General features: G+C 42.9%; 16 protein-coding genes. 7 read left to right on the forward strand and 9 right to left on the reverse strand.

Annotated elements, in window-relative coordinates; all coding sequences use genetic code 11:
• Positions 1-315: 315 nt before the first annotated feature.
• Positions 316-543 carry a hypothetical protein gene (locus B5X77_RS00595; RefSeq protein ID WP_079504224.1) on the reverse strand — a complete coding sequence of 76 codons (228 nt, stop codon included), beginning with the start codon at positions 541-543 and terminating at the stop codon, positions 316-318.
• A 138-nt stretch (positions 544-681) separates the two neighbouring features.
• On the opposite strand from B5X77_RS00595, the gene B5X77_RS00600 reads away from it, so the two are divergent.
• Complete coding sequence (locus B5X77_RS00600) at positions 682-1,434, forward strand: polysaccharide deacetylase family protein (RefSeq protein WP_079504225.1); 753 nt, start codon at positions 682-684, stop codon at positions 1,432-1,434.
• An 8-nt stretch (positions 1,435-1,442) separates the two neighbouring features.
• On the opposite strand, the gene B5X77_RS00605 is transcribed toward B5X77_RS00600, so the two are convergent.
• A complete protein-coding gene (locus tag B5X77_RS00605) occupies positions 1,443-2,108 on the reverse strand; it encodes a KinB-signaling pathway activation protein (RefSeq protein ID WP_079504226.1) in 666 nt (221 codons plus the stop codon).
• A 149-nt stretch (positions 2,109-2,257) separates the two neighbouring features.
• On the opposite strand from B5X77_RS00605, the gene gerD reads away from it, so the two are divergent.
• A complete protein-coding gene (gerD, locus tag B5X77_RS00610; RefSeq protein ID WP_176167187.1) occupies positions 2,258-2,905 on the forward strand; it encodes a spore germination lipoprotein GerD in 648 nt (215 codons plus the stop codon).
• Positions 2,906-2,948: 43 nt separating this feature from the next.
• Here the strand turns inward: gerD and B5X77_RS00615 are convergent, their stop codons facing one another.
• The 3 genes from B5X77_RS00615 to B5X77_RS00625 form a co-directional block, all read right to left on the reverse strand.
• Positions 2,949-4,007: a P-loop NTPase gene (locus tag B5X77_RS00615; RefSeq protein WP_079504228.1), complete on the reverse strand. Its 1,059-nt coding sequence runs from the start codon at positions 4,005-4,007 to the stop codon at positions 2,949-2,951.
• Between the two features lie 133 nt (positions 4,008-4,140).
• Positions 4,141-4,857 (reverse strand): N-acetylmuramoyl-L-alanine amidase CwlD, encoded by a 717-nt coding sequence (cwlD, locus tag B5X77_RS00620; RefSeq protein WP_079504229.1) that lies wholly within the window; start codon positions 4,855-4,857, stop codon positions 4,141-4,143.
• A gap of 73 nt (positions 4,858-4,930) precedes the next feature.
• Positions 4,931-5,374 (reverse strand): YbaK family protein, encoded by a 444-nt coding sequence (locus B5X77_RS00625; RefSeq protein WP_079504231.1) that lies wholly within the window; start codon positions 5,372-5,374, stop codon positions 4,931-4,933.
• 259 nt (positions 5,375-5,633) lie between these two features.
• On the opposite strand from B5X77_RS00625, the gene B5X77_RS00630 reads away from it, so the two are divergent.
• The 3 genes from B5X77_RS00630 to B5X77_RS23110 all read left to right on the forward strand — a co-directional run bounded on the left by B5X77_RS00630 (position 5,634) and on the right by B5X77_RS23110 (position 7,727).
• On the forward strand, positions 5,634-6,599 hold the full coding sequence (locus tag B5X77_RS00630) for a S8 family peptidase (RefSeq protein WP_079504232.1): 966 nt from the start codon (positions 5,634-5,636) through the stop codon (positions 6,597-6,599).
• Positions 6,596-7,369, forward strand: a complete 774-nt coding sequence (locus B5X77_RS00635; protein ID WP_079504233.1) for an endonuclease I family protein — start codon at positions 6,596-6,598, stop codon at positions 7,367-7,369. The genes B5X77_RS00630 and B5X77_RS00635 overlap by 4 nt, the downstream gene beginning before the upstream one ends.
• A gap of 217 nt (positions 7,370-7,586) precedes the next feature.
• Positions 7,587-7,727 (forward strand): hypothetical protein, encoded by a 141-nt coding sequence (locus tag B5X77_RS23110; RefSeq protein WP_176167188.1) that lies wholly within the window; start codon positions 7,587-7,589, stop codon positions 7,725-7,727.
• A 22-nt stretch (positions 7,728-7,749) separates the two neighbouring features.
• Here B5X77_RS23110 and ligD (B5X77_RS00640) read toward each other — a convergent pair whose 3' ends face one another.
• Positions 7,750-8,694, reverse strand: coding sequence for a non-homologous end-joining DNA ligase (gene ligD / locus B5X77_RS00640; RefSeq protein WP_306807278.1), 945 nt, complete (start codon positions 8,692-8,694; stop codon positions 7,750-7,752).
• 78 nt (positions 8,695-8,772) lie between these two features.
• Here ligD (B5X77_RS00640) and ligD (B5X77_RS00645) point away from each other — a divergent pair, with 78 nt between their 5' ends.
• Both ligD (B5X77_RS00645) and B5X77_RS00650 read left to right on the forward strand, forming a co-directional pair.
• Positions 8,773-9,672 carry a non-homologous end-joining DNA ligase gene (gene ligD, locus B5X77_RS00645; RefSeq protein ID WP_257391688.1) on the forward strand — a complete coding sequence of 300 codons (900 nt, stop codon included), beginning with the start codon at positions 8,773-8,775 and terminating at the stop codon, positions 9,670-9,672.
• Between the two features lie 189 nt (positions 9,673-9,861).
• Positions 9,862-10,566, forward strand: coding sequence for a hypothetical protein (locus B5X77_RS00650; RefSeq protein WP_079504236.1), 705 nt, complete (start codon positions 9,862-9,864; stop codon positions 10,564-10,566).
• Positions 10,567-10,760: 194 nt separating this feature from the next.
• On the opposite strand, the gene rpsI is transcribed toward B5X77_RS00650, so the two are convergent.
• The 3 genes from rpsI to truA form a co-directional block, all read right to left on the reverse strand.
• On the reverse strand, positions 10,761-11,153 hold the full coding sequence (rpsI, locus tag B5X77_RS00655) for a 30S ribosomal protein S9 (RefSeq protein WP_023626399.1): 393 nt from the start codon (positions 11,151-11,153) through the stop codon (positions 10,761-10,763).
• A 20-nt stretch (positions 11,154-11,173) separates the two neighbouring features.
• Positions 11,174-11,611 (reverse strand): 50S ribosomal protein L13, encoded by a 438-nt coding sequence (gene rplM / locus B5X77_RS00660; protein ID WP_079504238.1) that lies wholly within the window; start codon positions 11,609-11,611, stop codon positions 11,174-11,176.
• A gap of 172 nt (positions 11,612-11,783) precedes the next feature.
• Positions 11,784-12,548, reverse strand: a complete 765-nt coding sequence (truA, locus tag B5X77_RS00665; protein ID WP_079504239.1) for a tRNA pseudouridine(38-40) synthase TruA — start codon at positions 12,546-12,548, stop codon at positions 11,784-11,786.
• Positions 12,549-12,551: the final 3 nt, after the last annotated feature.

A 12,551-nucleotide genomic window follows, 5' to 3' on the forward strand; every position in this document is an offset into this window, starting at 1 on the left:
CTCTCCAAAAAAGAGTTATGAGTTAGCTCATAAGTTAAAACGTTGGCTCATGTTCTTCTATAATAGAAGCCATGAATAATTTATTGTTTGTTGACGCTTGTTTGTTTAGTTTTCAAAGAACAATTTCATTGTTCGCCGCTCGTAAGCGACTTTCATAATATATCATGCGACCAACTTAATGTCAACCACATTCTTTATTATTTTTCATCGCTGATTCATCGTTTTAGCGATTCGCTCAGCAGCGACGTTTATTAATATAACAGGATAATTTATTCCCGTCAACATCAAATATTAAAAAACCTATCTTTTTGTATCTTACCCTCTGGACGTGCTTTTCTTGGCCGGCATATACTTCAGGCATTCCTTTGGAGGCGCCACTCTTTTAAACAGTGAAAACAAAATTTGATATCGCTCTCTCATTGATCTTTTTACAATATGATCGATGCGTTCATCTCTGAGATCAAACAGAATTTCATCCATCTCTCTTTTTATTAAGTATTCGATTTCCTTTAATTCCTTCTCATTGACCAGAACACCAAGCATACATACACTCCTGTTCGTTTTCACATAGTGATTGTAGTGTTATCTTTTTTCCTGATTTTTATAATCATAATTATCATATCTTTTGAAAGCCTGAATAAAAATTAGACAAGGAGTGCAGTGGACGAGGTGGTGAGAAAAATGAATTTCTTTTATGTGATGAATGCGAAGTCAATTAAAACCGTTTTTGTTATAGTAGTCGCAGCCTTTTTTACAGCATGGTTCTTCTATATGGAAAACATGGTCCAGGTACCGGCTTTTTCTGCAAAAGATGGTCCTAAAGCAATTTATCAGGGAGAAAATGATCTGGCTTTAACCTTTAATATTGGCTGGGGTGATGAGAAGGCTGGACCGATCCTCGATGTGCTGGCCAAGCAAAAAGCTGGAGCGGTTACATTCTTTTTGTCCGGCTCCTGGGCAGAAAGGCATCCTGACCTTGTCAGCAGAATGGTGAAAGAAGGATATGAAATCGGCATGCTAGGGTACGAGTATAAGGATTACACTGAACTCGAGGAAGAAAAAATCAGGCGGGACATCCTGAAGGCGCAGGAAGCTTTTAAGAAGCTGAATGTGAAGAACATTGAATTGCTTCGTGCTCCAACCGGCCACTTTGACCAGCGCACCTTAAAGATTGCTGACCGGCTTGGGTATACGGTCGTCCACTGGAGTCTTGATACAAAGGACTGGACGAATCCGGGAACCACGGTAATTGCCGAAAATGCTGCAAAAGCAAAAAAAGGGGATATCCTGCTGATGCATGCTTCTGATTCCGCCAAACAAACTGCAGAAGCCTTGCCTCTTGTACTTAAAGATATCCGGTCAAAAAATTTAAAAATGGTCACCGTATCCGAGATGATTGCAAATGGTGACTCTAAATCATCAGAAGTAAAATAACCGCCCAACTATGCGTTGGACGGTTTTTTTTGTGCTTTTTTGTTTGTTGTTCTTTTTTTCTCAAGGGCTTTCCGTTCCTCGATGGATTTCTGGTTAAGCTTATGCAGCACCATCAGCTGGTATGCATTGCAGACTAACAGCGGGAAAAGCATAAGATATACCCAGCTTTGCTCATTAACTCGAAGGATCGGTACCCATTCAATTACTGTTACGACAACCATGAAAAACAATGCTGGTATAAAAGCTTCTTTATTTGTTTGTCTTACCTTCAGCATTGCAACGATGATTCCGGCAACAAGGACGATTGCGGCAAGCCCTATATATGGCAGGACGCTTTCACCTTTCTCGGCAAAGACATCATACCTGAGATAAACAAGGTCAAACAGTACAAAGGCAATCAGGAGCATCTGCACTGCGTTCCATAATGATTTAAAAATCCCCAGTCCAAAACGGTGGATCGTCAAATATGCAAAGAACCCCATTTGGCTAAGAATACTAAATATAAGACCGATGCCCATAAGCCATACTAAAATTGAAAGGAATTCAAGAATGTTAAAATCACTTAACAGCTGCTGAAATTCGCTCCAGCGAACAATAAAGCCAACCACAGCGGTCGTTACGGCTCCAACAACCAATGTAGTGACAAACAAGTGTACCCAATTACGGCTAGTCACGATTTTTTCCCCCAGAAACTAAATTAAACTGCACTATTTGATTGTACCAATGCGGGTTTGAAAAATCTAGGTGTCGCTTTTTGTGTATAACAATTTGTCTTATTACTCATCCTAAAATTAGGGCTGTCTATGTGAAAGGGGATCAAGAAATGAAAAAATGGATTAAAGTAGTCCTCCCCGCATCCTTTTTATTATTGGCTGCCGGCTGTGCTCCAACCGAGTCAGGCGGGGGACAGGTTGATTATGAAGAAACAAAGAAAATGGTTGTCGACATCCTGAAAACTGATGATGGCAAAAAGGCGATCCAGGAAGTTATGGGTGACGACGGCATGAAGGAAAAGCTAATCATGGACCAGCCGGTCGTAACCGATACAATCGAGAAGACACTAACATCTGATAAAGGCATGGATTTCTGGAAAAAGTCCTTTGAAGATCCCAAATTTGCGGAAAGTGTCGCAAAAAGCATGAAAAAGGAAAACGAACAACTGCTGAAGGACCTTATGAAGGATCCGGAATATAAAGGCATGATGATTGAGGTCATGAAGGATCCTGAATTAGAAAAAGAATTGACCACGGTCCTTAAAAGCAAAGAGTACAGAGAACACTTGCAGAAAGTAATGACCGAAACGTTTGAAAGCCCACTGTTCAAAGCAAAGCTGCAGGCAATGATTATCAAATCTGCTGAAGAAATTCCGACTCAAAAGCCAGAAGGCGGCGGCGGTGGCGGTGGTTCCGGCGGCGGCGGTTCTGGCGGCGGCGGTTCTGGTGAATCTGGCGGCGGTTCTGGAGGACAATAAAACCACAAATAAAAGCCTCTCCAAAAAGGAGAGGCTTTTAATATTACTTCTTCTCAAGCATTTGTACAACTTCTTGTGCGATGTTTGTATAAATAGCGCCAATTTTATCGTCTTCCTGATAAATGGAAGGAGCAAAATCCTCTTCATTCCAGGTTGGCTGTCCAAGAGGAAGCTTGCCCAGCAGCTTAGTGTTCAGCTCGCCCGCCAGCTTTTCACCGCCGCCCTGACCGAAGACATATTCTTTCTCCTCAGTCAGTCTGCTTTCAAAGTAAGACATATTTTCGATGACACCAAGGATTTCATGTTCTGTTCTAAGTGCCATTGCTCCTGCACGTGCTGCAACGAATGCAGCTGTTGGGTGTGGAGTGGTGACGATGATTTCTTTGCAGGAAGGCAGCATTGTATGTACATCCAATGCAACGTCACCTGTTCCTGGAGGCAAATCCAATAGCAGGTAATCAAGCTCGCCCCATTCTACTTCATTGAAGAAACTATTCAGCATTTTGCCAAGCATTGGGCCGCGCCAGATGATTGGTGCATTATCCTCAACAAAGAAGCCCATGGAAATGACTTTTACACCATGTCTTTCAACCGGGATGATTCTTTCCCCTCTTACAACAGGACGCTTTGTGATTCCCATCATGTCAGGAACACTGAAGCCATAAATATCGGCATCCACAAGTCCAACCTTTTTGCCTAATCGTGCGAGAGAGACAGCGAGGTTAACGGAAACGGTAGATTTTCCGACTCCGCCTTTTCCGCTCGCAATGGCGATGAATGTTGTTTTGCTGTTTGGAGAAAGCAGGCCTTCCTCTTCTTCAGGCGCCGCTGTCTGGAATTTAGATAGAACTTCGGCTGGAAGGTCGAAGAAGCGCAATCCTACTGACGCTGCTCCAGCACTTTTCAAAGTGTTTACGATTACGGTTTGCAGCTGCAGCTGTTCCGCTGTACCTGTTTTCGCAATGCCGATTTTAACGCTTACATGGTTCTTCTCTTCTTTTATCTTTATTTCTTCGATTGCATTTAGCTCTTCAAGTGTTTTATGTAAAAATGGATCTTTAAGGTCTTTTAGACTTTCACGCACCTTAGCTTCAGTTAACATAATGACACCTTCCTCTGTAAAATTTATCTACAATGCCAGTATACCATAATGATAAAATTCCCTAGTGTTAAACCTATCACACATTTCTGAAAGATATTTTTACCAATGAAAAAAGAAGGATCCTGGACCCTTCTTACTTTTCCCAAAATTTTTGTTCGTCAGTAAAATACCTGAGCATTCCCTCATAGATGGAGGCAGCCACTTTCTCCTGGTAGTCTTCCTGTCTTAGGTTTGCAGCTTCTCCTGGATTAGATAGGAAGCCGATTTCAACCAGGACTCCCGGTTTGTTCGTATGCTTGAGAAGGTAAATACTGTTTGCCGCCTTCGCATCACGGTCGGTGTTTTCGAGATTCCGGCGCAATTCATCCTGGATAAGTTTGGCGGCTCGTTTGTTTTCTTTATAATTCGTTGAGTAGAAGGTTTGCGCACCTTTCCACTTCGAGGATGGAATTGCATTTAAATGGATCGTCGCGAAAAAGTCTGCTTCAGAATCGTTAATTAAATCCAGCCGCCTTTTTAAATCCTGGACCTTTCGTTTGCTGTATCCCTTAAGGCCCTTGTCGGCAAGATCCATATCTGTTTCTCGCGTCATGATAACCAGGGCTCCCTGCTGCTGAAGATAATCCCGCAGCTTGAGGGAAACATTCAGTGCGATTTCTTTTTCAAAAGGATCTTCATCACCTGCACCGGGATCTACTCCCCCATGACCGGGATCTAGATAGATGACTTTCCCAGTAAGAGGCAGGTTCCAGGATTCCCATGAATCGTTTTCAGTAAAATCATACTGCAATATAAGGAACAGCACGGCAAGTCCGGCTGCAAACAATCCAATCTTAAGGTTCTTCCGCATGTTCTAAACCATCCTCCCGCTAGTCCCTGATAATAAACTATATGGGACAGGTAGACGGTTTAGAACTATGCTCTTAATGGAGTCTTAGCTTATATTTCTTTTCACCCTTCATAAACCCTTCTCTCCACCAGCTGTCGACATATTGTTCGCACAGATAGTAAAGCTCTTCTGATCCCACACCCTCTTCACCCTTTCCCCAAAACAGGAAAAAGTTATATAAGGTGTCAATCAAATGGCGCTCTTCTTTTTCACAGCGGGGTTTCACGGCTGATATGTTTTCCCCGTAATAGCCAAAACGGCTGAATTTCGCGCCAAGCAGATAAGCTTCGATCGCTACATCGTAGCAGGCTTCTTCAATTCCCGAGTTCATTATGAGGTTTGAGGTAAGCCTTGACGAGCTGAAATATTGTTTCACCCTGTTTTGCAGGATGTTGATGGATAGTTCACGGAGCATTGATCGCTCATATTTCACTTGTTTTTGCTTTCTTTTATCTATAAATGTCGTTACGACGTTCAAAGTTAATTCACCCCTTAGGAAATAGTGTTCAACCTGCAGGAGACTGTAATGCAGCCATTACGGACGTTTCCGTTTCCAGTTTTCACAGACGTTTACTGTATAATATAGTGATCCACCCATTAGGATGAAATGCCCATATTTGGTTATTCTCTTACTATTAAAAACCCTACTATTGAAACTGTTCTTTAATTTTCAGAATTGTTAGACTTATTATTACAACTAGAACTCGCTTCAATTTTATCTCTAAGGAGGGAAAGATATGGAGCAAGATGTTCGCGTTATACCTTACAAGGTGATCGAGGAGTCAGAGGAAATCAAAGAGGTGCCCCAAGGAGTCGAGTTGATTCAGGCACCGAAGCTTTGGGACAGAACCAAAGGGAAAGGCGTTAAAGTTGCTGTTCTTGACACAGGCTGCGAATCAACCCACCCTGATTTAAAGGACCGAATCATTGGCGGAAGGAATTTTACAGATGACGACCGCAGCAATCCTGATATCTACACAGATTATAACGGCCATGGAACACATGTTGCCGGTACAATCGCCGCCCAGGAAAATAATGATGGCGTGATTGGTGTTGCGCCCGAGGCTGGGCTATTGATCGTAAAAGTATTGAACAAGGCTGGCTCTGGAAAATACGAGTGGATCATCAAGGGCATTCAATATGCGATTGAACAAGAAGTGGATATCATCTCGATGTCACTCGGCGGACCCGCTGACGTTCCGGAATTACATGAGGCAATCAAAACCGCTGTTGCTAAAAATATTCTCGTCGTTTGCGCTGCCGGCAATGAAGGCGATGGGGATGACTCAACCAACGAGTTTGCCTATCCAGGTGCCTATAATGAAGTCATCAGTGTCGGTGCGGTAAACCTTGAACGAGGTTCTTCCGATTTTACAAACTCACATAATGAAATTGATGTCGTAGCTCCGGGTGAGCGAATTACTTCCACCTATCTAAACGGAAAATATGCAACCTTAAGCGGAACTTCAATGGCCGCACCGCACGTATCCGGTGCACTTGCATTGATTAAATCATACGCAGAAGCCCAGTTTGAACGGGAACTGTCAGAACCCGAATTATACGGTCAATTGATTAAGCGGACCGTACCGCTAGGCAATTCACCTAAGCTCGAAGGCAATGGACTTGTTTACCTTACTGTACCGGAGCATCTAGCAGAAATCTTTGACCAGAGCTTTAAAACCATGGCCATGGATGCTATATGATCCTGCCATCAGTCGAGTTTTATATTGAAAGCATTGAGAATAGAACGTATTATGAGGCTGAACTGGACTCTGGAATCCGGGACAAGTATTACTGCAATGCAGTTTTTACACCTGAAGAACTTAGCTATCTGCTTATCGAAACCCATACGTCCTATTTGAGATATTCGCCACATGAATATGTATATCCATGGGTGGATCTGCAAGAGAACCTTCAGTTAAAGAGCTTATACTCTGGGCGGGATCTGGATCCGGTGAAGGTAATTAAAGAAGATTTGCAGCAGATAGAAGCTCTGCAAGATGCAGGCATGGCTGCCAATTCCAAGGCTACATTCAATACCGAACACGTTGTGCCCCAATCATGGTTCGATGGCAATGAGCCTATGCGAGGTGATCTTCATCATCTGTTCGCCTGTGAGCCAGGCTGCAACAGCATGAGGAGTAACTTCCCCTATCACGATTTCCAAGGTTATGAGCCAGATATTCAAGCCCAGAGAATCCGGACAGGCTGCGGTATGGCAGAGGAAGGGAAATTCGAGCCAGAATACGGAAAAGGAATTGTCGCCAGGGCTGTATTCTATTTTGCATTAAGATACATGAATGAAGTCGATATTACGAATCGTTTCGACTTTCGCTTGCTGCTGCGATGGCATTTTGTGAATCCAGTTACCGTTTACGAAAAGCATCGAAATTTCTCTATACAGGAACTGCAGGGAAACCGGAACCCTTTTATTGATTTTCCAGAGCAAGCTGAAAAAATGCTTGGACTATAAGTGAAAACCGCCTGCACTCGGGCGGTTTTTGAGTTTTTTATGTGGTTTATCTTCTAACGAGTGCCTTCTTATACTCCTAATACCGACGCGCTTGCTGGATCATTCATGAGTTTATTATCCTAGTTCTCCTCTTTTCTGCTGTCCAATTCTTACCTTCCCGTAACAGATATATAATTTCCTCCCTTAGCAAAACCTAAAAATAAAAAGGAGGATCAAGATGGAGGATCAATGCTTTTATTGCGCAAACTCTTTAGGAGAAACCAGTCATCATGGCATTTTTACCATTGCTGATGAACAGGTAGACAAACCACTCTGTCCAGAGTGCTACCAGGATTGGCTCGAAGGTATAAAAGAATAACGGGAGAAGGCCATAGCAAGATTTATTCAAGTAAACACTCATAGGGAGGAACTTGAATAAATCCTTCAATGCTCGGCTGCCTCATCGCTCCTGACTCGGTCCATTCCGCAAATTTAATTTTCACTGTCTTTTTGGGCCATACCCAGATGGCATTGGCATGGTGCCTCGGTTTCTCGGTAAAGGGATGTTCCTGTACCTGGATTTCTGTCAGCTCTTTTGTAAGCTCCCTCCAGTCACCCTGTGTCATTTTGCCAATTCCGGTATGGCCGACATAATAAAAATTTCCCTCAGCATCATATAAACCAAGCAGGATTGAGTTTATGGTCCGATCTCTCAAAGTAAAACCGCCAATGACAGCAATCGTATCACGATAATTTTTAACCTTAAGCCAGTCGGCCCGTTTCTTCCCTATTGTATATGGGGAATCTAACCTTTTTAAAATGATGCCTTCCATTCCTTTTTCCTTTATCGCATGAAATAAGCCTTGCGTCTCTGTGACTGTAGGAACAACCTGGATATGTGCATTCGGCTTAATGATTTGCTGAAGTATCTCATTCCTGTATTGATAAGGCTTTTGATTAATCCACTCCCCGTCCAGATAGATAACATCAAAAATCATATAGACAATCGGTATAGATTCTGCAGCCATTTCAATCCGCTCTAAAATTCTCAGACCATCCCGCTTCATTACTTGCTGGAACGAAGGCAGACCGTTTTCATCTAAGGCTATTACTTCTCCATCTAAAATTACGGACTGACTGGTACAGTAGTCATTTATCTTTCTGATTTCCGGGTAATGCATCGTTCTCTCATTTTTTTTGCGGTTAAAAAGCTTAACACCGAGATGATCAGCATACGTAAGAATTCTGACTCCATCCCATTTGACCTGCGCCACCCACTCCTCGCCATCCGGAATCGTTTCAGTGCTGACCGGTTCCATTGCAAAAATAGGTTCCAAGTTGATCACCCCAATGAGATAAATAATAGCTAGTATGAGCAAAATAGACGGAAATAATATGTCAGTATCCACCTGGAGGTGAATTTGGTGAATGAGCTATTAGTGGATGGCAAAAGTATTGAAATAGTGAACCCTGATAAAATCCTGTGGGAAGATGAGGGGGTTACAAAAAAGGACTATATAACCTATTTGCTCGAAGTTTCGCCGTATTTGATTCAACATACGATGGAAAGGCTGTTAATGATCTGGATGTATCCGCATGGCATCAATAGCATGAAAATCGAAAAAAGGTCGGTCCCTGAACAGGCGCCCATATGGGTTAGCAGCAAATTTTATAAAAATAAAAAGAGGATATTGCTCAATGACAGGGCTACCCTTATTTGGGCTGCAAACTATGGCGCCCTTGAATTTCACGTGCCATTTGACCGTTATGATAAACCCGGCTATCCTCTCGAAATCGCATTTGACCTTGATCCGCCGGATACGGACAGCTTTCACTTAGTATTGGACGTATCCATCAGACTGAAGCAGCTGCTTGATTCATTAGGTCTTTTATCGGTGCCCAGGACGTCAGGCTCTTCTGGCATGCAAATTTTCGTACCCATCCAGCCGATTTATACTTTCGAAGAAACAAGGAAGATCAATACTTTTATTGCTCATTATTTTGCTGAGCAATTCCCTAAGCAAATTACCCTTGAACGAACCGTTTCAAAAAGGGGAAATAAGCTTTATTTTGATTATTTGCAGCTTTGGAAAGGCCGGACGATGCCTGCAGTGTATTCTGCCAGAGCAAAACCAGGAGCAACAGTCGCCACTCCCCTCACCTGGGACGAGGTAGAAATTGGGATTACGCCAGCCAACTTTACCATATTGAATATGACAAAAAGAATCCAGGAGAAAGGAGACTTGTTCAAAGTCATCACTTCAGCAAAACAAAATCAGTCTCTGGAAGAGATACTAAGGTTTATTAAGAAGAAGGAAATTTAAACTCTTATACCCTGCCCTTTTGCTCCCTAATTGCTTAAAAGCAAGCACTCAGGATTACTTAAGCTGATTTTGGTACCGTTTTATACTATATAGTGAACATCAGCATCAGCAATTTCCTGATACTGGCTATGAGGATTTTTTTTTGGCTGGGCAAACTATTCCTGATTACTGATGAGAGGAATGGTTTCTATGTCAATGGAATGGTTTGACCGAGTAGTCGGAGAGTTGCAGGATCATCTTGAATCCATCTGTGAAAAATATGACCAGGAAGGCCAGATGGCTGTTGAGAGAGGTTCGAAACACCCAAGAATCGAGTTCTTTGTGGATTACGAGGATGGCGAGAGAGATTACTTCTATACCTTGTATTTCGATCCTCACAACGAGGAATTTTATACAGAGACAATAGATGACGAACTTGAGCAGCCGGCAAGAGTCATTCTTTCTGATATTGATGATATCGTCGATGCCGTACACGAAGGGTTTCATGATTACATAAACGATGACGACGAAGATATCGAAGTCGTTTATGAAGCGGATGATGATAACACCATATATGTAGACACCAGCGATGATGATATGGATGATATGGATGACGAAGAACTTTACATGACGGAAATCATCGACGAAGATGACATCCTTGAAGAAATTGATGTGGAATGGGAAACTCCTGAGGTAACTGCATTCTTTATGGAAAATGATGTAGAAGTGACCTATCAGTTTGGATTGGTCCAGGAAACAGGAGACGGTGTCCTTCGCCGCATCAACCGTATTTGGACTGAAGATGACGATCTGATTAAAGACGAAACAAACTTCATCTTTACTAAAGAAGAAGCTCCTACAATTATTGCGATGATCGCAAGCCATATGGATTCCATGCAAGGTTACGAAGATTAGGTGTTAGGCGGGGGCATAGTCGTAATGCCTCCGTTTATTTGTATGAAATCTGATACCTGATATATTTTATTGGGGAAGTTCATTGGCGAAATGGAAATTCTGAACGTTTTTTTCAAGTTCATTATAAAACACCTCATTCCCACCATATAAAAAAGACCCCCAACCAAGGTTGAGAGTCTTTCCGAAGCGTAAAATTAACGCTTTGAGAACTGAGGTGCACGACGAGCGCCTTTAAGACCGTATTTCTTACGTTCTTTCATACGAGCGTCACGAGTAAGAAGTCCTGCACGCTTAAGTGTTGGACGGAATTCTGGGTCAGCTTGAAGTAACGCACGAGCGATACCGTGGCGGATTGCGCCAGCCTGGCCAGTGTATCCACCGCCATTTACGTTAACGTGGATATCGTAGCTTCCTACAGTTTCAGTAGCAACAAGCGGCTGCTTAACTACTTCACGTAGAGCTGCGAATGGGATATAATCTTCAATTTCACGATCGTTGATTGTAATTTTTCCAGTGCCTGGTACTAAACGAACTCGCGCAACGGAGCTCTTACGACGACCGGTACCGATATATTGAACCTGTGCCAAGTTAATTACCTCCTTAATAATTATCCGCGAAGTTCGTAAACTTCAGGTTGTTGTGCTTGATGTGGATGCTCATTGCCAGCATATACATGAAGCTTTTTAAACATTTGGCGTCCAAGAGAGTTCTTTGGAAGCATACCTTTGATTGCAAGTTCAAGCATCTTTTCAGCGTAGTTAGTACGCATTTCAAGAGCTGTTCTTTGCTTCAATCCACCTGGGTGCATTGTGTGGCGGTAGTAGATTTTGTCAGTAAGTTTCTTACCAGTAAGTTCGATCTTTGAAGCGTTGATGATGATTACGTGATCACCAGTGTCAACATGTGGTGTGAAAGTTGGTTTATGTTTACCACGCAGAATAGCTGCAACTTCAGTAGAAAGGCGACCTAGAGTCTTGCCTGCAGCATCAACTACGTACCATTTACGCTCGATATTGTTGGCATTAGCCATAAACGTTGTACGCATGAGTTTCCCTCCTAAATAGTCAAAAAAAAATCAAGTTCATTTGGTATATTTTCAAACACGATAAAGCTCTTCCGGGGCTGATCGTGGGTTTAAAATACATACATATGATATCTTAACCTGTGGTTGAGAGATTGTCAACACCAGGATTAGTTGTCATATCATTTTTTTAAAATTAATTTTCGAATTGAGGATCTTTATTTTCATAAAAGACTTTCCAAAGGTAAAGTCCGTGTCCAGGAGCGGTCTTGCCGGCCCGCGTACGATCCAGGTTCTCGAGCAGCTCTTGCATGCTGCCGGCATCCCTTCTGCCTGTGCCGACTTCCAGCAAGGTCCCGACGAGTATCCTTACCATATTGTACAGGAAGCCATCTCCTGTGAACCGAAATACAAGCAGGCCATTCTCTTCGTAAATATCGATTTCCCGCAATGTTCTCACCCGGTCTTCCACCTCAGTTTTAGCCGAGCAAAAACTAGTGAAATCATGAGTACCCAGCAGCAGTCTGCCCGCTTTCCTCATTGCCCCATAATCTAGTTCATATGGAAATTGGTAGGCATAATTCCGCTGAAATGGATCCCGATGCTTTGCCAGCAGCAAGAAATAACGATACTCCTTGCCAATTGCATCGAATCGGGCATGGAAATCCGGCTGTGCTAACTCCACTGAGCTGACGGCAATATCATCAGGAAGCAGGGAATTGAGCGCAATTTGCCATCTGGATGGCTCAATTTCGAGTTTTGTATCAAAATGGATCACCTGCCCGCGGGCATGTACTCCTGCATCAGTACGGCCCGATGCAATCACCCTGATGCATGTTCCCTTATTCAGCTTCTCCAGGGCCTTTTCCAGCTCTCCCTGGACAGTCCTTTTGCCCGGCTGCACCTGATAGCCGGAAAAGCCGGTACCGTCATATGAAATTGTACATTTAATTCGCGGCATAAT

This window comes from Mesobacillus jeotgali, from assembly GCF_900166585.1.
Lineage (GTDB): Bacteria > Bacillota > Bacilli > Bacillales > Cytobacillaceae > Mesobacillus > Mesobacillus jeotgali_A.